The organism is Methylobacter luteus IMV-B-3098, from assembly GCF_000427625.1.
Classification (GTDB): Bacteria; Pseudomonadota; Gammaproteobacteria; order Methylococcales; family Methylomonadaceae; genus Methylobacter; species Methylobacter luteus.
Genome location: NZ_KE386569.1, coordinates 951,217 through 972,480, shown reverse-complemented (window position 1 = coordinate 972,480; position 21,264 = coordinate 951,217). Strand labels below are relative to the sequence as shown.

The following is a 21,264-nucleotide window of genomic DNA, read 5'->3' as shown; positions in this document are numbered from 1 at the left end:
CAATTACCACATAATTCAATCATAAAGATTGAGCCTATTGTTTCCGCGCAGAGCATGGGACCATGAATTAGGCAGGGTGTGCATCTATCCCCACGGAGGGGGTTGCATACCTTTTTCATCAGTCTGCTATAAATTCCTGCGGGCTATTACCGGGTCGAATACCCTCCAGGGCACAAATGAATTCGACTCTACAACCGCTATCAGTTGCATAAATACTCAAAACACCACCTGTAAAGGAGGATGAAATGAAAGTATTTTTATTACTGCTCGTCTTGCTACCGACTTCCGCTTACGCTCAGGTTTACAAATGCGCCCCCGGTAAATATCAGCAAGACCCCTGCCCTCATAAGCCTTCCATCCGGCCGATGGTGATCAACGACATTCCCAAGCAGCGACAGCTTGCCGCGCAACACCGCTGGGCCATAAAAAGAGAGGAAATCCGGGTGGCGGATGCCGCCATGGCCGAAGCCTGGGAAAGAGAGCGCGCCTTCCGGATTGAGGAAGCAAAAGTCGCCGCCGTCTGGCTGCAGGCCAATGCAGTCCGACAAGCCGCGCAGGCGCTGGAAGTTCGGAACGATATTGAAATCTTCAAACTCCAGCCGTGGATCCCGCGTTTTTATCCTGATCTCTCTATTTATGATTATCCTTATTAAGGGGAACCCACGTCTTACCCAGTGCCTGCGCCTGTTGTAGGATCAGTTCCACCGCCGACTCCTGTTGAGCCGGCGTATGTTTGAGTTTGCGCAGTATCCGCTTTGCCATCGACCGCAGCTCGGCCCGGATACTTTCGCATTCAGACCAGTCAACGCTGAGATTCTGGCGCAGGCTTTCGGCCGGCTTGTGAGCAATTTCCTTAGAACTTCATCGGATAGCTAATTTAATGCAATAATTAAATTTATCGGTGCAAAGCCAATTAATATCGAAACAGCTTGAAACTGAATGAATATAAAGAGTAAAGTACATTTTGAGACTGATTCAATCCGCTAGGCGAGCAGTTTTGATGTATCAAAGTCCAGAAAGTCTCTATAGGCGCGCATCAACTCGACGATGCTGGTCCTTTTATTACCGCTTTTTGAAAGCTTGCCACGATTGATGTGTCGGTAAATTGTCTGGGGTAGACTCTTGCTGGTTAACTGTTCCGCGTCTATCACTATAACAAATGCTATTGTTTCTGCACTTACTGGAATGACCAAGAAATAACATTCGTGATCCATGACGCTTTATGGATGCGAAGGAGTAGCCGTATAGCTACGGATAACTTCAGACAACCCATCTATACTCTATTATTTGTGATAAAACATGAAAAAAAACAATAAACATTTATTGATATCGATACTGGCAACCAGCTTATTGGCACTGTCTACAGGTAGCCCGGCGGCATCTTTAGCACAACGCACATCTGATCTGATTTACGATAGCGACACCAACAGAACCTGGATGCAAAACGCCGATTTGAATGGGACAATGACCTGGTATCAGGCGATGGACTGGGCGGACAATTTGGTATACGGGGGCTATGATGACTGGCGCTTACCCAGCTATGATGAAATGGATCATTTGTTTTATGTTGAATTGGGTGCTGAGCCGTGGAATACCGAAGTGATCAAGGAGAATAGCAATTACGACTTATTCAGCAATTTCCAGTTTAGTGCGTACTGGACATCTGACGAAGTTCCGGATCCACAGCAATGGGGCGATGCTGCATATATCTATGATACTCTTTACGGCGTACATAACTATTACGTACCTAAGGACGGCACGTGGTATGCCTGGGCTATTCGTGACGGTGATGTAACAGCGCCTTCTTCGGTGCCAGTGCCTAGTGCGATATGGCTGATGGGTAGCGGGCTGCTGGGATTGATGAGCCTGCGGAAACGGCCGGCATCTGGCAAAGATGCGCTATGCTGATGTGCGGCAAAAGTCTCAAAAAGTTATTGTTTGTTTAGCGGAAGCCATTGGTGCGTAAAAGTGCCAAGTATCCTCAAGTATAAAAAAGTAATGTCAAGGTCTTTGGAGCAGTAAAATTAGGGATAAAACGAGGCGTAAATTTAAGCACAATAACCTCGTAGGTCGGGTTACGCTACGCTAACCCGACCAGCAAAATCACCCAGTCATAAATCAGAATTCATACCCTGGCCCTTCCAGTTTCTTCCGATCAACTGATCCGGTTCTTAGCTCGGGCATCGATGAAAGCGAACTTAATCCCTAAATCTGGCAAGTAGCGCGCCGCTGAAATACAGTTCTGCCCAGACCAACTACTAGAATGTTGTCGCTCTGTGGATCCAGTGCGAATTCTTTTTTAACAATTCTGTAATCGCTGCCTTATCCATTTTCTTATTTCAATTTCAAAGTTGCCATTTCCTGCTCCATATTTTATTGATCGGAAGACAGGCACTCTGCCCTTTGGTTTTATCGGGCAATGAGTTAGCTTGAGTTAGCCGTGTCCATAGCGTTCTGTTATTCTTAACGGCTTGAGAACCGGCTTGTGCCGAGGATCAATTATGCGCTGTATGTAATCAAGCATATCAGGCGGGTCATCTCTCCGTAAAAACGTAGGGTTAACAGCAACCGGCATAGCTTTGACTTTACCGGTTTCCTTGTCTAAAACTTCAACGGTTATCAATGACACTTTTTGACCTCCTGCAAGGTTGTAACCCGGATCGGGCGTATTTACAGATGTCTATTGAGCTTCAGTATGATTGACTATACGTTTAATTCAATTAGCGCTAATACTTAAGCACTAATACCTATCAATTGTGCGTAACTGATTTTATTAATTGAGCCGATCCGAACTGTATTGAGTTCCGGGCTATACGACTGCACATATCTCAATAGCAAACGGTGGTTAATCATTCTTAAGCCGAGCCTTAGACTTCTATGTCGACTATATGAAGAGTTTGCGGTTATTCATAACATTAAACCCAAATCAAAGGAGGTCAGAGACGAAATTCACGAAGCAATGAGACTAAACACGAAAAAATCCAGCAGTTGGGTGACTCTCGATTTACCTTAAGCTCAGCTTAGAGTCACATAAGATCTTCCCGAAGGACCAATATATCGTCAATATATCAGCAGAAAGCGGACAGTCATCACATGGAACAGAAGAGTTCTTAAAAAACCCTTAAAATTAGTGCCTATATAGCCCATCTAGTATAAGTTATGCAGTACTGATGTAAATAAAGAAGGTCCACTTATACCTCCTTTGGTAGGCGTAACGCCTATAAAAGCAAGCGGCGGATTAAAGGAGGACGACCAGGTCAAAACTAGCACTCTTCTCCAATCCCGAACCGAGGCTAATCCTTTTATGACCGGATCTTTTGAAAAACCACTGGTAACGTTTGCCGTCTTCGCCTGCAATCAAGAGCCGTTTGTGCGCGAGGCGGTCAAGGCAGCCCTTGCACAAACATATTCCCCCCTCGAGATTATTCTGTCCGATGATTGCTCCGATGACAACACGTTTACCATCATGCAGGAGATGGCGGCAAGCTACAAAGGTCCACATCAGATAAGGCTGAACCGCAATCCCGTGCGTCGCTCCATAGGCGGTCATTTCAATACGGTCGTCGGAATGGCTAGCGGAGAATTTATTGTTGTTCAGGCTGCTGATGACATTTCACTGCCGCAGCGCACCCTGGTTTCCTGGGAGGCGTGGGAAAAATCCGAGCGGCGTGCCACCTCGCTGCACACCGACTTCATTCAGATCGATATCGATGGTCAGGAGATCGATCCCGTTTTCAAAAATGAAGAAAAGTACGAACCGGGGCAACTCATGGCTCAGCTGGTCGATCCTGTCTGCTATGCAAAAACGCTCAAACCGATCCTATTCGGTTGCACGCATGCCTTTTGCAAGAGCCTGTTTAACACGTTCGGAAACTTGCCAGACGATATTGTCCATGAGGATGACGTCATCGGATTCCGGTCGGTGCTGGTAAATGGGCTGTTTTATATCAATGAACCGCTGGTCAAGTACCGCCTGCATGATACCAATATGTATCTCCGCAAGAACCAGTCCGGTTTGGACATCAAGGCCCTGGAACAGAACGAGCAGCGTTTCCGGCGCGACATCAGGAATCGTGAAACCATGTACGCGGCCTTCCTGCTGGATCTGCAGACAGCGAAGAGCCAGGGGCTTATTGATGAACAGGTGTTCGAATCGACTCATCAAGAGGTCGAGCGCTTGCGAAAACAGTACCATCTGATGGGGAAATATCTCGACAGCGGGTTCTTCCGCCGGCTCTATTTCTTTCAACAATTGAAGCAGTCGAGGCAGGGAGACTTTTATTGCACTTTTCTCATCACGAGGCTACTGCCCAGGCCCATTCTGTTCCGTCTGCGGTTGCTGAAGCATCGCTTCGCATTGGTGAACCGGAAGCTTCTATTTTTGAAGGGACTGCCGATAACGAAACGAACGGCTAGTTGATTTGCGGGCTGCAACGCTAACGGCAATAGGATTGACAATCCAAGCAGACAATACCCGGCGAAACGCATAGAGACCGATAATAGTCCTTGCATGTTTTTTTATCCTGAAAACGGGATAATGCTGTTAGCAACAGTGTCAACATTATTTGAAGCGCAACATTGATAATGTTTATTCATAATTACGATTAACTTCTTTTCCAGTTTCTTTTCCAGTTCCTTTTCCAGTTCCTTTACCAGTGGAATTTCGGATTCCATCCCAAGAGTAATTCAGAAAAAGCATCACGGCATTAGAATCGCTCGTTCCCACATTCTGGAAACCTTGCAGATTCTGGAAATTTTGCACATCCAGGTCTTGCTGGTAATCCTGCCAGCTGTATATGTAGCTGCCCTTGAGCCGCCAGTTTCTCGTAGGCTCCCAGGCAATGCCGGCGGCCGTAGTGAAGTAGAGACGATCAAATTGGCTACCGGTCGACTGACTGCCGTTGATCGATTGGTTATTTATGAAATCGCCTGAGAGATCCAGCAGAACATGCCGAGTTAATTGATAAGAATACTTAACGAAGACAGAGTGATTTTGCAGCGTTTGACCGATGGCGCTCGGGTCAACAGAGTTGGAATAACCGGTAGAGAACTTAGTCAGTTTGTCGTTATAACTTAAATTGATATTGACGTTACTGCCTACAGTCCACGAAGAGTCTTGTGCCGGCAGAGTGCCGACTAAATTCTGTCCGGTACCATCAACCCATACCGGTCCCCCACTAGCATTAACGGCCCATTCGCGATTGATTACATAATTCGCACCCAGTTCAAAACCAACCAGATGTTGAGTCGATTCATTTTGAGCCGATGCATTTTGAATCGATGAGTCCAACCCCGTGTATTGGATATTGGAATAATAAATTCTTTCAGTTGAGGTAAAGCGTCGAGTCCACTCATGATTCCCGCCCAGGCTGGCACTGTAGGTATCATTGCCGCTGAAATTGGCGAAAACGTTGTCAGCATCTGAAACAATCCCGCTAGATGGGTTGCTATAGCTTGTCTTGGAGTACAAAGCATTCAGAACCAACTGATCGCGGGCTGTCCACTGCCAGTTCCACTGGGGAGCCACCAGATACTCTTCAGACTGACTATTGGGCACAAGCAACCCTGTATCCGTGATTTGTTGCGCATAGGAACAGCTAACGTTGTATTCAGCACGTAAACCAAACTCGTTGCGCCTGGTCCGATACTCATTGTTCAGTCTTAGCCTATAGTTATCACAGTCCCAAAGCGAATCGTCATAACGGCGAATATCTCCCTGTCCATCAAAGGCAATATCCAATACCCCCGTTTTTCGGCTGGCTTGTACGCTGGGCATCAAAATGTATCCAGCGACAGAGTCATTTCGAACAGTGTTCAATGAAATATTGTCGTTGTACTCAAGTTGTTGCCCCAGATCGCCTGTCAATTCCCATTCGGCCGCGGCTATATCTTTTCCAAAACCAATGCCGGCCAACGCAAGCATTGCCATTTTTCGTCTGTAGTACATGCTTTCCTTAAATTAGTTCAGGGCGCAACAATAGTATCGCCGCTTTGCAATAAAATATTCGACTCTATATTTTCGCCGTCTTCAACATCACCGTACTCGAAAGGAAAGGATTTAGCTTGACCGTCTGCTTCACGCCTCAACACGATAATGCTGTTTTTTTTGGCAAATTCTGTTAGTCCGCCAGCCATGCTCAAGGCTTGCATCACATCTGTGGGCCTTGTCATCACGAATGCTCCCGGATGGGCAACCTCGCCGGTCACATAGATCATATTGCCAGCTGCGGCAAGCAACCTGACGTTTACTTCAGAGTCAGGGATAAACTTTCTAAGACGTTCCCGTAACAAACTGACTAACTCCTCGGTTGTTTTACCGGCTGCGGCGACATGTCCGACCAAGGGAAAAGAAACTGTGCCATCCGGCAGCACCACTACATTCTGTTTTAACTTTTCCTCTTCCCAAACGGTAATTTCCAATTTGTCGCCCGGATTAAGGCGGTAATTGTCATTCGCCAGGGCTAAAGCCTGGCCAGGCAGCCAAAGTATGCAACCGAAAAAGAAAGTCAAGAGACTGCCTTTATAATATGGAAATATCAAACTCTTCAAGGTGAATGTGTTCATTTGCTTGTTCTCCCAAACCGTTACGTTAACTCATCAATATATATTGACCACTAAACTGAGTTGAAAAACTTCAAACCACTAACCGGATGAAAAACCGGCACTTAAACATCTTACCTAACCGCAATAGCTTCTTCTTTTCCAGGGATCGAGGCATAGCCAATATTCCCAACCTACATTTTAATTGCAACCCTAACTTCCATCATAAGCTTATCATCTTTACCGGAAGAGAGTTATTTCTTTCCAGCGGCTTATCGAATGAATGTTCCATCCAGCAACTCTACCCGGCTCTTTAAATCGGCAACTGCCTGACAATGTGTTCGCCAATTGCCAGTGAAGCTGTAGCAGCAGGACTTGGCGCGTTAAGGACGTGCAAGGCATCCTGACGGACCACCAGATGAAAGTCATCCACCAGCTTCCCTGTAGGCATCATCGCTTGCGCGCGAACGCCCGCGCCTCCGGGCGCAAGGTCAGCGATACGAATGTCAGGCACAAGCCGTTGTAGTGCACGGCAAAATTGCGTCTTGCTGAACGACTGGATCAGTTCCGAGCAGGTCATGGCAGGATATTGACGGAGAAAACGCCACAGTCCTGGAAAAAGAAGCATATCCAACATATCACGGAGGTCGAATTTCGTTAATTGATAGCCTTCGCGCGCAAAAGCAAGAACCGCATTCGGACCGGCCTCCACGCCGCCCTGAATCATCCGCGTGAAATGAACGCCAAGGAATGGAAATTGCGGATTGGGCACCGGGTAAACCAGGTTTTTTACCAGATGCCGGGCCTCTGGCTTGAGATGGTAATATTCACCGCGAAACGGAACAATTCTTACATCTCGCGGCTCGCCTGCCATCTTAGCCACGAGGTCGCAGTGCAACCCGGTGCAGTTGATCAGGAAATCGGCATCGAATTCTTCCGTTTTCGTAGCGGCGACCCAAGCGCCGGCTTTGCGTTCGAGGCCTGCAACCCTGGCACCTGTGACAATGCGCCCTCCTCGTTCCTGAATACGCGCTGCCAGTCGATCACAGACCTGCCGGTAATCGACAATGCCTTCTTCCGGCACGTGCACAGCAGCAATGCCATTGACATAGGGCTCGATTTTTCGGATTTCAGCCGCTTCGATTTTCCGCAGCCCTTGCAGTCCATTGGCGATGCCGCGCCGGAGCAATTCGTCCAGTCGCGGCAGTTCTTCGGCCGTCACGGCCACAACGAGTTTGCCGCATATTTCATGCGGGATGCCTTCCGTACGGCAAAATTCCGTCATTTGCCGAATGCCGACGACGGCCAGTTTCGCTTTGGCTGAGCCGGGCGCATAATAGAGTCCTGCATGCAATACGCCGCTGTTGTGCGTACTCTGGTGCGCGCCGACGGCCGCTTCTTTCTCAAGCAGGGTGATGCGCGCCAGCGGGAACCGTTCCAGTAACCGATAGGCAGTTGCCAACCCGACCAAACCGCCGCCGATAATGAGAAAGGTTCTTTGTGTGCCCATAGCGTTATACTCAAAATTGTGGAGATGGCGTGAAAAAGTTTATGTATTTCGATGATTTTCAAGGGACTCTGATGCAAATAATCGATAGGCCACAAGTAGCTTTATTGCAGAAAAACTCATCCTGCAAGAGCGGCAAATTGCTGTAAGCCAACTTCTCTTTATCAATGAACCACTCCCCTTCTCATCATGCGCACTATTTCAACACCATCGTTTTTTGTAGTTTTGCTGATAAACCCGACAGTCCTGATCGGCAATATTATTCAAATCAGCAATTGTGCGACAGAGCTTTATCATCTCTATCTTCATCATCCTTTAAGACCATAATGACCATTTCGCCTGAGTCAGGACAAAAATGGCAATCAACGCGTTAGTCGTCATATGGGCAATAACGGCATCGCCAAGCTGCCCGCGGCGGTATAGAGCCAAAGCATAACCCATTCCGGCCAAGGTCCCGGCAACCCAGCGCTCATGCAGTAATCCGAAAAGTATGGATGTGAGCATGAATGAAAACCATGAGAACTGCCCAAGCGGTACATTTTCGAAGTCTTTCGCAACCAACTTACGAATTAAGTACCCGCGGAAAGCAAGTTCCTCAGCCAAAGGCACGGCGATTACCGAGCCGAGCACACGAAAAATCAGCCAGACCGCTGCCGATCCGCTTGTAAGTTCCGCCAAGCCTTGTGATAACGCGGTCTGGCTGCTGTCGGCATCGGGCTCCAGTAACATCCAGACCAGAAACACGGCAGTCCCGATTGCCGGCGCCTGCCAGGAGCATTGCCAACCGAGGCCATTATAGGCCTTGCGGAAGTAGTAAAGCACCACGGCGATAGCCGTCACACGTAAGGGATATAGCTCGTTAAAGCCGCTGGAGAAAGCTGACGTCAGCATTGAGGCAGCCATCAGAACCAATAAGGGAACGAGCAAAGCGACGGCAAGAGGTTTACGGGTTCTCTCAACTGGAAAGATTGGCTCGGTAATAGCAAAAAACTGCATTCGGTTCGACAAGGCAATCGCCCCGAGGGCAATCAAGGTAAAGGCTATCCAGCCGGCCTGTGCGTGAAACCCCTGTAGCGCCACCTCCGGAGAAAAGGATGCCCCGATCGCAATCAGCATGGCGATGCGCACGGCGTTGGCTAACCAGATGACTGTTATACCGAGAGGAAAAAGCCAGAAGCACTGCGGAAAGCGCAGGTTCTTGCGAAATAACCAAAGATAGATCACAAGAAATATAGTAATCAGCGAAATGCCTTCTATACCTGAACAGGCATAACTGATTTTAACCTGGAAAGAGGCGGTGCCCAACAAGAACCCCTCCGGCTGATAGACGAGGTCGGAATAAACCCAGCCGAGCATGGCATGGACGAGCTGTAAAGTAGGCATGGACAGAGAATTCCAAAATTCTTTTTGACCAAGCGGGGCTTCTTGTCGATTGAGCATCCCCATGAGCATCCAGGCGCCTATTCCCAGCAGACAGCCTATGAGCAGCGTCTTATGTTCCTGGCGGATCAGTCGCAACCAGAAAGAACCGGGAGCAAGAGCAAACAGCCACAGCAACAGAGTTGCGCTTAACAACGCAATCCAGCCATAAAACCAGGGAGCAGAGAGATGAGCGGGATTAATTGGCGTTGTGAATATAAGTGCGGTAACAACCGCGAACGAGGCGAAAGAAAGAACGTGGAAAGCCAGCCACATCAACCAGCGATGCCTGCTTGAGTGCTTTCGTAAATCGCTGATGATACTCCTGATCCGAGGACTGAAGATAAGGAGACAAGCGCCGCTAATCCAGAGGCTTAACGTCCAGATCTCTTTCGAGGAGTAGAACAGGCGCGCTGACCAACTGGCATCATTCGCTAAAAATGGAGACACTTCATACCGGGCGGTCATCGCTATGAGTTCGAACGCCACGACAGTGAAAAGCAACAACCAGCGAATCGCTAATCGCTTCGAGGTTGCGATTACTTGAAATTGCATTACATAGTCAGAAATCATCGCTAAAGTAAAAAGTACCGGATCAGAATATGACTATCTGATCCGGTTTAACGCTCAAGACTAAAAAATGTTAAACACGTCGGGACCGTAACCTTTCGCCCGCCAGCAATAAAACGCCGGTTAGCAAAGCGATCGCACTGGTTCCGGATGCGGCATCAATTTCGGGAGCGACGCCGCGTGTGCCTCCAACTGTAACTCCGCCTGTACCTCCACCGTTAACTGTAGATGCATAAGAATGCTTCGGCTCATAATCCCCAATCAACCACATCTTATTACGCCAGACATGTATCTTATGGTGCCAGGAACTCAGCTTATGCTGCCAAAAATGTACAAGTGTCGATCGAGAGAACCAATTCGACTCATGGTTTGCATCGTTATCCGCATGAGCCCAGGCATTGCCTGTAGTTAAAAACATAACCGTTATACCCGCTAATAATGTTTGTCGAATATTCATATAAACTCCTTCGTTTATTTTCATTTATAGATGAAAAGCCAAACTACTTTCGTTTATAGATACAAAGCCAAGTTATCGACTGAAATTTAACGATATGGCATTCGGCTCCGGGCCGTTACACTCCCGATCTTTTTCTGATATTCATTTTCTTGCCTTTTTTACTGAACTGGGCCACGGCATTGTCAAAATTTTTTCAGAAAAAATGTTTTAACTTCACGAACTTATCCATTTATACTCTAGCGGTCTAACCTAGTCGTCCAGTCTATAGGTACGTTACTCGATAATCATTATTCTTTATTCTTGCTCAACCTTACAATGGGTACCAATACCTAAGTAGTGTCACGTAATGACCTGATCTACAGCCATGCAAAAGGCCACAACGGCGTACGCGTCCGCACTTGCCTTACTCCAGAATTGATCAGTCATGCCTTCGATTGATTCCTTTGGTAGTTCCGCCTGTAGCCTTCACGTTAATCAGGTTCGCCTTGGTTTTGGCGACAGTTTCATTGGGTCCGGTTACCGTCAGACTTACACTGTATGTCCCCGGGCTCGAATAGGTTGCGGTGGCATCCCTGGCAGTTGAGTTCGTGACGGTAGGCGTGTTTGAACCGGGAAAATCCCATTTCCAGCTTGTGGCTGCTCCACTGTTGAGCGGTGTAAAATTCACCACTAACCCCGGATCGCCGCTTGTTGTACTGACGATGAAATCCGCCGCCAGTGACGTTGCGGCAGACACTGTCTTACTGACTTCGCCGGCATAATCACTCTCGGTTTTCCGGCCCGCATCATAGGCCTTCACCGCGAAATAATATCTGGCGCCCTCTTCCAATCCGCACACAGTGAGCATGGTCTTGTTGCCCACATCGATATTCGAGGTGTACTTGCCGCTGGCTTCGCCATACGACACGATATAACCGCCGACATTGGCCGATCTGCTGGCATCCCAGGCGAGGTTCACGTTGGCCGCGAACAGCGGGCCACTACATAAAAACAGCGCGAGTCCGGCCGGCCCAAGGCGCGGAAAAAGCTCGCGCAAGGAAGTACTTGTAAAATAATTGTTCATAATCGTTTCCTCCTTTCTGTACATGTCTACCAACATCTCTTCAATTATTCCGAAAGCCCCCTGAAGGCTACCCTCGCCATGAGATCGAAGTCCTTGGAAAGATTGAAGGCCGTATCAAATAATCCGATTTTCTTTATGGCATCATGGGCTCGGCAGCTATATCCGGAAAACCGTAAGCGTTACTCAGGAATCAGCGTTTGTTTTTTTCTTAACTTCTGGCTCACCCACAGATTTACGTTTACCGGGAAATAAGAGAGTAAATACTTTGCCAGAGAGCGTACTGACCGGTCGACGAAGAACGCCTGTCGGTAAGATCTCCTGGCATTGGCAATATCTCCCTGCTCTAGCAAGAGATTTCCTATCGCACGCCGATTGCTGCTGAACAGTGCGTTCAATGCCTTGCGCTCTTCATGTTTTAGCGTCTGAATCGCTTGCAGTTTCTTGTATACTTTTTCTTCCGATTCCCTGGCCTGAATAGGGGTTTTCCTGATTTGGTCAGTCAGGCACTCGGTTGATTCCTCCCTTCTGTACATATTGACCAACACTTCCCCAATTATTCCGAACGGCCCCTGAAGGGCCACCCTCGCCATGAGATCGAAGTCCTCGGAAAGATTGAAGGTGGTATCGAATAGTCCGGCGTTCTGTATGGCATCGCGATGAAAAACCGTTGATCCTACCTGCCATGGCGAATGCATAACGACAAAACGAAAGGGCTCGGTAACCAACAAATAGTCCCGCCCTTTAAGTTCAGCCATAACCCCATTCATTCGGAAGTAAGTGCACCGGTTGACTTCCCATTCGCAGGTCTGGCAGTCTGTCGTCTGCATGCATATGCCAGGAAACTGGCCTGCCCGCTCCATTTGCATGGCAAGATACTCCGCTCTGAATTTGTCATCAGAATCCAGAAAGGCCAGCCATGTACCGCTGGCGTTTTTTATACCCGTATTTCTCGCAGCGCTTACACCGGAGTTCTCTTGATATATATATTTGATGCTGTTTCCATACCGCTTAAGGCATTCCCTGGTGTTATCCGTGGACCCATCGTCCACGACAATAATTTCATAGTCAGTAAATGTTTGACTCAAGACACTTTCAATCGCCTCACCTACAAAGAGTGCGCGATTGTAAGTTGGAATCACAACGGAAACTAAAGGAGATTTACTGACCATTGGCTTTTATCCTGTTTTATGGTTGAGATTCTCCCGCTCTTAACTAAGTTAAATTATCTCAATAATTGCTAACAGACTTCGATCGGTTAATATTAAATTGCGAAGAGATGTCCAAAGGCATAAAGGAACAATATCCTTGGATCTCTCAGCGGCGCGCAGGTCAAAACTCCAAAGCAAAAATTCAGCAATTTTTTATTCGGCTACGTCCATCTTACCTCTCTAACCTTGCTCCAGATGACTCGAATAAACGGGTATTGTCTCAGAACATCTTTCAATTGATGCCAATAGCCCTGAAGTGTGTCGCATAACTTATCCAGGGGAGTGCGGGCAAAACAAGTCCGGCCTCGAAAGGCATCGTAAAAGGCAGCATTCAAGTTGGGCCTGCTTGGGTCCCAGGGTTTCGGATTACACACAAAGTGCACAATCCCGGGCCGCTGCGCCGGAATCATGTTTGAGAGCCTTTTTTTCTCATAAAAATCCTGGAAGTTCCATCGCGAATCCAGCTTTTTCCACAAGCCGTCGCAGGCGACGTTGAGAGCGTCCTGATCCGAATACGGCGACTGGGGATACTGATTGAGATATGCCAGCGCTTTCTCCGAGATCCGTTCCTTCCGCCAGCGCTGGAGGTCAATGAGAAGAACACCGGCGTTGAAGTACTCCCGGACTCTAGGCACCCCGTCGAGACCTGGCTCTCCCCGCTTAATCAGTGAGTCCAGACCATCCAGTATGGCTCCCACGATAAATCCCTCCAGGGGCGCTTCCCAAAGCGGCTGAAGATCGTCGAGAACAAGGATGTCCGCGTCCAGATACAAGACTCTCGATACGCAGTCAGGAAAAATCTCGGGAATTACAAAACGCGCATAAGTCATTTTGGAAATGTACGACAGGGTCGAGAACTTCCTGAAAAGCGCCAGGTCCACCGGCACCCAGCGGATGGTTGCCGATCCCTTGGGCAGGGAGTTAAGCACTTTCTGTTGCGTATTGTCGGAGAGGCCATTCGCGAGAACGTGAAAATCGAGAGGCCAGCTGTTTTGATTTGCCTCTACAATCGACCTGAGAGTGGTTGCCAAAGGCATCGCATAAGCCTCATCACAAGCAAGCACTATTGGGAGGGGAAGCCGTCCTGAATCCTCTTTTTCATTAGAAACGTTAGCATAGTCAGACATATCTTTATAAAGCCAAGTAGATTTATAAATGGACGTTGAGGGAAAAATAAAAAAAACCAACGTCGTATTATTCACAGGCGCATAGCCTGTTTACATCTTGTCCATACTGCCATTCAGGTACTGAACGTACCGCCCATCTGCCATAGGCCAATTTCGCCTGTCGCTCCAACAGCAATCACTTGCGGATTTTGGCGACAATCGGCTGCAAAGCGCGCCATGTCTCGTAACTCATAGCTCGTTTACAGGCCAGCTTTGCCCATGGCAACGATCTCTTGATTTCCGGGCAAATACCGAGTGCAAATTCAGAAATCGCTTCGGAAACCTCCATTTTGCCTTCGTTAAATGCAGCACTTGCAAAACCAACCGCTTCGCAGGCAAGCAACCAAAGTAATTTGCGATGAAGCTGTTGAGCATTCGGCAGAACATCGCTGCAGGTTTGGAAGAAGATATTAAAAGCGTACGCCCTCTGCTGAAGGTCTGGCAACCAAGACTTGCCCAGATATTCGAGCGACATGTTATCAGAATGGCGACGATAGACCGCCTGATAGGCTTCAGACATTCCGACTGAAGCATGTGCCGCAAACCGCAGCCACATCTCCATATCGCCCGTATGAGTAAGTTCGGCGCGATATCCGCCTAACCGTTTCTGTAGCTCCGTTCTTACCACGACAGTGGGCGCAAATACAATGTTGCGCGCCCCGCTGAGTTCAATGAACTCCAATCCTTTCAATATGCGCCAACTTCCTTCATTCATAATGGGCTGCTCTGCCATTGCGTGATCATTAAGCATAATGGCCTTGCCAAAAGTGAGTCCCACTTCAGGATGATTATCCATTAGAGCAATCGCCCGGCCTAGAGCACCCGGCAATAAATAGTCGTCTGCCGAAAGAAGCAAAAAGTAATCAGCAGAAGCCCATTCTATCCCCTCATTGAAAGTGGCAATGTGTCCTTTATTGGTAAAGTGTCGTAAGACGCTTACTCTGGAATCCTGCCCCGCAAGATCAACCGCGACTTCACTCGTATTATCCGGCGAGGCATCATCAATGATCAAAACACGCACATCAGGCACGGACTGAGACAGAACACTCTTCACGCATTCTCTCAAGAAATGTCCATAGCGGTAGCAAGGCACTATCACATCGATAGAACTCATTCAACAATCCTTCCAAATAGCGCTAGATAAGAAACAATTCCGCATTAATGGAAATGCAGCAGAGCTAGCGTAAATAGTCAACGGCACAGGACAGAGCCGGTTATTCCGGACAGATGCCCGATGTCTGTACTCGCCTTCTTGTATATAACGACCAGAGCCGGACTTCATTTTCTCAAAAAAATTGATAGCAACGTCTCGAGCTTCGACTCAAAAGCTCCCAATTCAGCCGACCATCCATATCCTCCTTGATACCGGTAAATCCACATGGAAAACACAAGGCAGAGCATAAATGCAACTATCAACGCTTTTATGCATGCTGATGGCTTATTGCCCACAATTGTGCCATCCGCCTCCATTTCGCCCATAGGTTCCAGGCCGTCATATTCACTGGAACTGGAAGATATAAGACGGAACCACTGCAGTAACTTCAGCACCGGGCGAGGAATCTCTGCCAGGGAGACAAGATTAAGGAGAACCTGAACCGAATAAACACTGCTCAGCAAAACAGCCAGCGCACCCACCAGCATCGCCAACAATGGCGGCAATACGTAGAAGCTGCTGAAAACCACCCCGATCAAGGCAAGAAAGAGAAAACTTAATTGTATGTTCGCAGCGGACCAGCGAAAACCGCTAAGTCGTCTGACAATTAAATAAACCATAAATACATGAAAAATGTACGATGCAAAGAATGCAATACCGACACCGTTCAAGCTGAAAAAACCCACGCACACCCACGCAAGGCCAAGGTAGACAACAGTCCAGGCCACCTCGGAAAACAGAAAAAAGTTTTGAGCGCCTTTTGCCGCAATAATACAGCCCATAGGCCATGAAATTACACGCAAGGCCATCCCTAAACATAGCCAGCGCAAAACTTCCACGGCACCTTGAAATTGGGGAGTATAGAAAAGCGCTATGACCAGTGGCGCAAATACCAGCGTGGCAATCACGCCCGGCCCCGCCAGCAATAAACTGACATAAGCCTGTTCGTTTACCATACGATTGCAGTCGGTATTGTCATTGGCTACAGCGGTCAAACGGGGATAAAAGTCCGCGCCTATAGCCTGCAAAATGAACCCGATATAGAGTCCCCCTAGCGACCAGGCAGACTGATACAATCCGGCTGCGTCGTAGCCGACTTGGCGAACAACGATAATGCGTACCACATAGGAGGCCCCGGCCATTAACAGGCCACTGGCCATGAATGCGAAGCCGAGCTTCAACAGAGCGGCTGCTTCATGTCCCAATTGAGAGGCTGTTATTGAAGGTGTGAAAATAGGTATTTTCCGGCTGTACCACCATGACGTGAGGATCGTCATCGCGGCAACAAGTACGAGCGCTGGCGCCACCCCCTCTTCACGAAAGAAATATATCATGGGAATACTGATGAATGTGCCGAAGAGCGTCCCCAATATCCCCATCTTGGCCAAATCGGAGATGCGCCGCATCCCTTGAATCAAGGCTCCCTGCCCGGCTGATACCGTACTGAAAAACACAACGAGTGAAAGCAATGTTACGGCGAACTTGTGCTGATCATTCCCAAATGTAAAAGTGGACACGGGCCCGGAGAATACCGCCAGTAAAACAGCCCCAAGTATTCCGAGAAAAATCGATACTCGTCTCAGCACTGTGGCTGTTCGGGCGATCCTCTCTGTGTCGCCGGAACCAACTGCCTCGGCAATCTGCCGCACGCCACTGCTATTAATGCCCATTCCGGCAATATTAATCGTAAGTTCGGTAATCGATGCATACAGTCCCATCAATCCCACGCCCGACGGCCCTAGCAACATTGCCATGGCCTTGGTGCGGATAATCCCAATGGCAATATTCAGCAATGTCGATCCGCCAATTACCGCTGAAGATTTTAAAATCTGGCCGTAGGTATGTTTTTTTGTCATGGCAGTTTCTGGTTAGCGGATTGCTTCAGCCGAATGAATCAAGCATCGTTTCAGGGCTTGGTGACTATAGCCCCACAGGAAAGCCTTCACGTTATGCCTCGGTATCGGAGCGTTAGCCGGAACAGTGGAGCAAGGTATTGCGCGATCGATCTGTCTTACATAAGCCTTCATAAGCCTTCATGCAATCTTGTCGCAATGCACACAACTAAACCCCTGTGATTTAAAGCATTTCTCCAGAATAACCGAGCCAAAGGCTTCGTTAGCAAACTTGGAAACAGGCATCAATTGCCCTGATTGAAGTTGAATACGCTTTATTAACATGACAAGTTCCCGCAATGGATTGGCTACCAAATATAAGCCATCCCAACGCTCAAGGCCTGGGCCTGGCTAACCATCTTGTTAATCAAAAACGATTTAGGTGATTCTACTTAGGTAATTTTGCGTAGATTTAAGAGTGTTTTAATTAAAGCCCCTTACCATGAGTCCTGCTTTAGTTACAAAGAGGAATAAAAATTTACTGTCTTTTTCAACTTAATTAGCGCTTTTAGAAGCTTTTAACATGTTGGGTTCATGGGGATTATCTAGTCAATTGACTGAGTGGTGGAAGCCTTTAAAACCCATTGGCTTTTGTATTACGGCCATAAGCAACGATTTCAATTTTATTATCCGGCTGTTCAGTGGAAATATCCATTAGTACAAACACTTATCAATAGACTGATGCTCAACTGGCTAGCATGAATTTGAATAGCGCCTTTGCTGTTTTTCAAATTCTGTTTTTCGCCTTTATTCATAAAAAGAAAAACGAGACTAGCCTGCATTTTGTTTAGTTGACCTTCCCCATAACATTTTAAAGTCATCTACTAACCTTAAGCCCGATTCCTATAATTTAAGAGGGCCATGGAAATTATTATGAACAATTATTTTACAAGTACTTCCTTGCGCGAGCTTTTTCCGCGCTTTGGGTCGGCCGGACTCGCCCTGTTTTTATGTAGTGGCCCGCTGTTCGCGGCCAACGTGAACCTCGCCTGGGATGCCAGCAGATCGGCCAATGTCGGCGGTTATATCGTGTCGTATGGCGAAGCCAGCGGCAAATACACCGCCAACATCGATGTGGGCAACAAGACCACGCTCACAATCACAGGAGCGAAAGAAGGTGCCACATACTATGCCGCGGTAAAGGCTTATGATGCGGGTCGGAAAACCGAAAGTGGCTATTCTAATGAAGTCACCAAAAAAGTGCCTGCCACAACAACTACCGGAGGAACTACCGGAGGAACTACCGGAGGTACTACTGGAGGCACAACCGGAGGAACTAGCGGGGGCACAACCGGAGGAACTACCGGGGGTACCGGGGGTACTACCGGGGGTAAAGTTACAGCTAACAGTAATAACGGCCTGGTGGCAGCCTATGGATTTGAGGAAGCCAGCGGCAATACTGTCGCGGATGCCTCGGGTAAAAGCAACCACGGCACTATTAAAGAAGCCGTCAGAATCGCTAAAGGTAAATATGGAAAAGCGCTGCAGTTTGATGGCGTGAATGATTTTGTCACAGTCAAGGACAGCGCATCATTGGATCTTTCGACCGGCATGACTCTCGAAGCATGGGTCTATCCACAGTCTCCGCTAACTGGCGGAAGAACTGTAATCGCAAAGGAAAGTCCTGAAGGAGCGGCCTACAACCTTTATGCCAATGATGATGATAATCGGCCTGTTTCCACTTTCGATGACGGAAGTTCTCGCCATGGCCTCTCCGGCTCTAACCAGTTGCCGGCGAATCAATGGAGCCATTTAGTATCGACCTATGATGGACAGTATGGACGGATTTATGTGAATGGCGTCGAAGTCGCCAAAGGCGAGGCAAGTAGCCTGATTCAAGCATCCGACGGCGTACTGCGCATCGGAGGAAGCAATAATTGGGGTGCGTATTTCAAGGGCTATATTGATGAGGTACGGATTTACAATCGAGCTTTGAACGCCAAGGAAGTCCAGAATAACTTGAAGACCGCGGTTAGTGTTTCAAATCCTCCGAAGTTTATTATGGGGGACAAAAACGAAGAACCTTGGATCGAATACGCACCGCAGGGCATTGCACAAGCGTTCCAGACAGTGCCTGCAAAGGCCCGCGTAATAACCCAAGTGAAGGTTTATCTGGACGCCAGCACAACCGCCAAGCAGCTGATTGCCGGTATCTATAAGGATAATAACGGACATCCAGGGACTCTTGTCGCTCAAGGCAAATTGAACACCGTTAAGCCTGAGGCATGGAACTCAGTTCCGGTTGCCGGAGTTGCTGTGAGCCCTGGCAAACCTTACTGGATTGCGATACTGGGACCGAATGGAGAGGTGGGATTCCTGGACCGGGTGGGATCAGGAAAAGGTTTGATGGAAAAGAGCACAGGTCGCACTATGCTGAAGAACTTACCCAAAACATGGGCGGGTTCGAAAGCCGGCTATAAAGCCAATGCGTCAATGTCAATGTATGGAAATGGGTATTAATCCTGAATCACTGACCGTTTAAACGGCATGGCGATGGAGGTTGGCCTCGCTGAACGAGGCCAGCATCCTTCGACTATCCGGCGTGAATCAGAGCTACATAGAAGCTGACTCACAGATAACGTCAAATTTTTGAGAACACTACCTGCCATCAATGAATTGAAGTAATGAAAGCGATTTATCCCATGTATGCAACCCTTATCAATAAACTCCAGACTTATAGTCAGTGCATGAGTAATCATGCCGATTTAAGTTTTAGCGATGAAGACGGATCATTCCGCATCTGTTTCAGCGCCATTGATAAGCACATACGGTGATAAAACAAACCTATAACTATGCAGATCAATATTTGCGCTCGCGGCTTCTAAAAGCTGCCCGGTTTGTGGCATATATTCAGCGATTAAATAAAAGCTGATGTTTTTGCCCTCTTATTGTCCTTGATTCAGCATGAACAGGAGGCTGAAACTCAAGGGATAGCGCGATTGCCCTGCATGACGAAAACCTTAACTTTCAATTGACTACGCAACATGATCATGAATAGCGCATCTTTGATGTTTTATGGTTAATCGTTGTAGGTAATAAAACAAGTAAGCTCATGCAATTAAAGAGCTAGGAAAAATTTTATGAATACATCAACTCTTAAAATCCGTCGTCTTGCGTTCTTATTATTGGGAACAGTTGGCGTAACAAATTACTCAGAGGCTGCGACTATCAATGCTTCGGGCTGCTCCCAGTCAGACGTGCAATCCGCTATAGACAGGGCGGCATCCGGCGATACGGTTTCACTCCCGTCTTGTTCTGCGGACTGGGGTTCCAAGGTAAGCATTCCAGGCTCAAAAGGCATTACCCTTGATGGTAAAGGATCGACGATTACTGGAGCCGTGGATGTAACACAGAATGACGCAACTTCGACACGGGTTACCAACTTTAACTTTACATCGCCTAAGTCTGTTTATTTTCATGGCTCACCTTCAAGCGCCACCGCACGATTGGATCACTCTAAAATATCCGGAGGCGGCACGGCAATCCTGATTGAAGTTGAAGGCAACGCGCCGGTATTAATAGACCACAATGAACTGAGTGGCGGCGGAGCATCCGAAATGATCCATAACTATGGCACCTGGAATGAGAGCGGATGGAATGACGATGTTACTCCGGGCGGCCCCACCATGGTTTTCATCGAAGACAATACCTTCAACAATACAGGCGCAAGCGGCAGCCCGGCTTATTTCTGGGGAACTTCCGCGGTCCAGAGTTACTACAGCGCCAGAACTGTGTTCAGACACAATACGCTGAATATGACTCAGGTCGACCAGCATGGCACGGCAGGCATGGTAGGCGCGAGATGGTGGGAGATTTATGAGAACACTTTTAACGTGGTGGAGAATGGTAATCAGTCGAATTACATGGCCATCCGGGCAGGAAGTGGCGTTATTTTCAACAACCATAAAGCAGGTGCTCAAAATCAGGGCGCAGGCACTATTGAACTCGTCGAGGAGGATTCAGGCTATCCGGCATCCTATCAGATAGGACGCGGAAAGAATCAGTCGCTTGATCCCGCCTATGTATGGGGCAATGACTCATCAATGCGTGTTGGCAGCAACAGTTCCAACGTTCAGGAGAGCCGGGACTTCTATCAATCCGCCAAACCGAACTATAAGCCTTATACCTACCCTCATCCAATGGTATCTGGAACAACCGGCTCAACCGGCTCAACCGGTTCGACTGGTTCAACCGGTTCAATATTGCCGCCAAGCAATCTTAGAGTTTACTGATAGAACCAAAATAACGGTATCGACCGTTTTTATATAGGATCAGGAAAAACTTCAACT

At 48.0% G+C, this 21,264-nt stretch carries 17 protein-coding genes; 5 read left to right on the top strand and 12 right to left on the bottom strand.

Annotated features, from left to right (window positions below; genetic code table 11):
- Window positions 1-245: 245 nt before the first annotated feature.
- Window positions 246-653, top strand: a complete 408-nt coding sequence (locus METLU_RS0106360) for a hypothetical protein (protein ID WP_027157490.1) — start codon at window positions 246-248, stop codon at window positions 651-653.
- Here the strand turns inward: METLU_RS0106360 and METLU_RS29135 are convergent.
- Window positions 631-849 (bottom strand): type I restriction enzyme endonuclease domain-containing protein, encoded by a 219-nt coding sequence (locus METLU_RS29135; protein ID WP_081679033.1) that lies wholly within the window; start codon window positions 847-849, stop codon window positions 631-633. The two genes, METLU_RS0106360 and METLU_RS29135, sit on opposite strands and share 23 nt — an antisense overlap.
- Before the next feature lie 450 nt (window positions 850-1,299).
- Here METLU_RS29135 and METLU_RS28285 point away from each other — a divergent pair, with 450 nt between their 5' ends.
- Window positions 1,300-1,908, top strand: a complete 609-nt coding sequence (locus METLU_RS28285) for an Lcl C-terminal domain-containing protein (protein WP_027157488.1) — start codon at window positions 1,300-1,302, stop codon at window positions 1,906-1,908.
- Between the two features lie 526 nt (window positions 1,909-2,434).
- Here the strand turns inward: METLU_RS28285 and METLU_RS0106345 are convergent.
- Window positions 2,435-2,629: a hypothetical protein gene (locus METLU_RS0106345; protein WP_027157487.1), complete on the bottom strand. Its 195-nt coding sequence runs from the start codon at window positions 2,627-2,629 to the stop codon at window positions 2,435-2,437.
- A gap of 675 nt (window positions 2,630-3,304) precedes the next feature.
- Between METLU_RS0106345 and METLU_RS0106340 the strand changes: the two genes are divergently transcribed.
- On the top strand, window positions 3,305-4,420 hold the full coding sequence (locus tag METLU_RS0106340; protein WP_027157486.1) for a glycosyltransferase: 1,116 nt from the start codon (window positions 3,305-3,307) through the stop codon (window positions 4,418-4,420).
- A 168-nt stretch (window positions 4,421-4,588) separates the two neighbouring features.
- Here the strand turns inward: METLU_RS0106340 and METLU_RS24670 are convergent, their stop codons facing one another.
- The 10 genes from METLU_RS24670 to METLU_RS0106280 form a co-directional block, all read right to left on the bottom strand.
- A complete protein-coding gene (locus tag METLU_RS24670) occupies window positions 4,589-5,947 on the bottom strand; it encodes a porin family protein (RefSeq protein ID WP_196806510.1) in 1,359 nt (452 codons plus the stop codon).
- 17 nt (window positions 5,948-5,964) lie between these two features.
- Window positions 5,965-6,564: a polysaccharide biosynthesis/export family protein gene (locus METLU_RS0106330; RefSeq protein ID WP_027157485.1), complete on the bottom strand. Its 600-nt coding sequence runs from the start codon at window positions 6,562-6,564 to the stop codon at window positions 5,965-5,967.
- A 289-nt stretch (window positions 6,565-6,853) separates the two neighbouring features.
- Window positions 6,854-8,050, bottom strand: coding sequence for an L-2-hydroxyglutarate oxidase (gene lhgO / locus METLU_RS0106325; RefSeq protein WP_027157484.1), 1,197 nt, complete (start codon window positions 8,048-8,050; stop codon window positions 6,854-6,856).
- A gap of 312 nt (window positions 8,051-8,362) precedes the next feature.
- A complete protein-coding gene (gene xrtE, locus METLU_RS0106320; RefSeq protein WP_231383560.1) occupies window positions 8,363-10,021 on the bottom strand; it encodes an exosortase E/protease, VPEID-CTERM system in 1,659 nt (552 codons plus the stop codon).
- A gap of 88 nt (window positions 10,022-10,109) precedes the next feature.
- Window positions 10,110-10,493, bottom strand: coding sequence for a VPEID-CTERM sorting domain-containing protein (locus tag METLU_RS0106315; RefSeq protein ID WP_027157482.1), 384 nt, complete (start codon window positions 10,491-10,493; stop codon window positions 10,110-10,112).
- Between the two features lie 418 nt (window positions 10,494-10,911).
- A complete protein-coding gene (locus METLU_RS0106300) occupies window positions 10,912-11,556 on the bottom strand; it encodes a PKD domain-containing protein (RefSeq protein ID WP_027157481.1) in 645 nt (214 codons plus the stop codon).
- A 179-nt stretch (window positions 11,557-11,735) separates the two neighbouring features.
- Window positions 11,736-12,725 (bottom strand): glycosyltransferase family 2 protein, encoded by a 990-nt coding sequence (locus METLU_RS26640; RefSeq protein ID WP_027157480.1) that lies wholly within the window; start codon window positions 12,723-12,725, stop codon window positions 11,736-11,738.
- Between the two features lie 200 nt (window positions 12,726-12,925).
- A complete protein-coding gene (locus METLU_RS24660; protein ID WP_051300225.1) occupies window positions 12,926-13,891 on the bottom strand; it encodes a glycosyltransferase family 8 protein in 966 nt (321 codons plus the stop codon).
- 175 nt (window positions 13,892-14,066) lie between these two features.
- Window positions 14,067-15,044 (bottom strand): glycosyltransferase family 2 protein, encoded by a 978-nt coding sequence (locus METLU_RS0106285; protein ID WP_027157479.1) that lies wholly within the window; start codon window positions 15,042-15,044, stop codon window positions 14,067-14,069.
- 164 nt (window positions 15,045-15,208) lie between these two features.
- Entirely contained in the window at window positions 15,209-16,939 is a 1,731-nt protein-coding gene (locus tag METLU_RS0106280; RefSeq protein WP_027157478.1) for an O-antigen translocase, read from the bottom strand.
- A gap of 897 nt (window positions 16,940-17,836) precedes the next feature.
- Here METLU_RS0106280 and METLU_RS0106270 point away from each other — a divergent pair.
- Both METLU_RS0106270 and METLU_RS0106255 read left to right on the top strand, forming a co-directional pair.
- A complete protein-coding gene (locus METLU_RS0106270) occupies window positions 17,837-19,435 on the top strand; it encodes a LamG-like jellyroll fold domain-containing protein (protein WP_231383558.1) in 1,599 nt (532 codons plus the stop codon).
- Window positions 19,436-20,055: 620 nt separating this feature from the next.
- Window positions 20,056-21,207 (top strand): right-handed parallel beta-helix repeat-containing protein, encoded by a 1,152-nt coding sequence (locus METLU_RS0106255; protein ID WP_155920472.1) that lies wholly within the window; start codon window positions 20,056-20,058, stop codon window positions 21,205-21,207.
- The last annotated feature ends 57 nt before the right edge of the window (window positions 21,208-21,264 follow it).

Coding starts and splice junctions, on each gene's coding strand:
- lhgO (WP_027157484.1), bottom strand. CDS start 8,050: ATGGGCACACAAAGAACCTTTCTCATTATCGGCGGCGGTTTGGTCGGG.
- METLU_RS0106315 (WP_027157482.1), bottom strand. CDS start 10,493: ATGAATATTCGACAAACATTATTAGCGGGTATAACGGTTATGTTTTTA.
- METLU_RS0106340 (WP_027157486.1), top strand. CDS start 3,305: ATGACCGGATCTTTTGAAAAACCACTGGTAACGTTTGCCGTCTTCGCC.
- METLU_RS26640 (WP_027157480.1), bottom strand. CDS start 12,725: ATGGTCAGTAAATCTCCTTTAGTTTCCGTTGTGATTCCAACTTACAAT.
- METLU_RS28285 (WP_027157488.1), top strand. CDS start 1,300: ATGAAAAAAAACAATAAACATTTATTGATATCGATACTGGCAACCAGC.
- METLU_RS0106255 (WP_155920472.1), top strand. CDS start 20,056: ATGAATACATCAACTCTTAAAATCCGTCGTCTTGCGTTCTTATTATTG.
- METLU_RS24660 (WP_051300225.1), bottom strand. CDS start 13,891: ATGTCTGACTATGCTAACGTTTCTAATGAAAAAGAGGATTCAGGACGG.
- METLU_RS0106270 (WP_231383558.1), top strand. CDS start 17,837: ATGGAAATTATTATGAACAATTATTTTACAAGTACTTCCTTGCGCGAG.
- xrtE (WP_231383560.1), bottom strand. CDS start 10,021: ATGCAATTTCAAGTAATCGCAACCTCGAAGCGATTAGCGATTCGCTGG.
- METLU_RS0106285 (WP_027157479.1), bottom strand. CDS start 15,044: ATGAGTTCTATCGATGTGATAGTGCCTTGCTACCGCTATGGACATTTC.
- METLU_RS0106360 (WP_027157490.1), top strand. CDS start 246: ATGAAAGTATTTTTATTACTGCTCGTCTTGCTACCGACTTCCGCTTAC.
- METLU_RS0106300 (WP_027157481.1), bottom strand. CDS start 11,556: ATGAACAATTATTTTACAAGTACTTCCTTGCGCGAGCTTTTTCCGCGC.
- METLU_RS24670 (WP_196806510.1), bottom strand. CDS start 5,947: ATGTACTACAGACGAAAAATGGCAATGCTTGCGTTGGCCGGCATTGGT.
- METLU_RS0106280 (WP_027157478.1), bottom strand. CDS start 16,939: ATGACAAAAAAACATACCTACGGCCAGATTTTAAAATCTTCAGCGGTA.
- METLU_RS0106330 (WP_027157485.1), bottom strand. CDS start 6,564: ATGAACACATTCACCTTGAAGAGTTTGATATTTCCATATTATAAAGGC.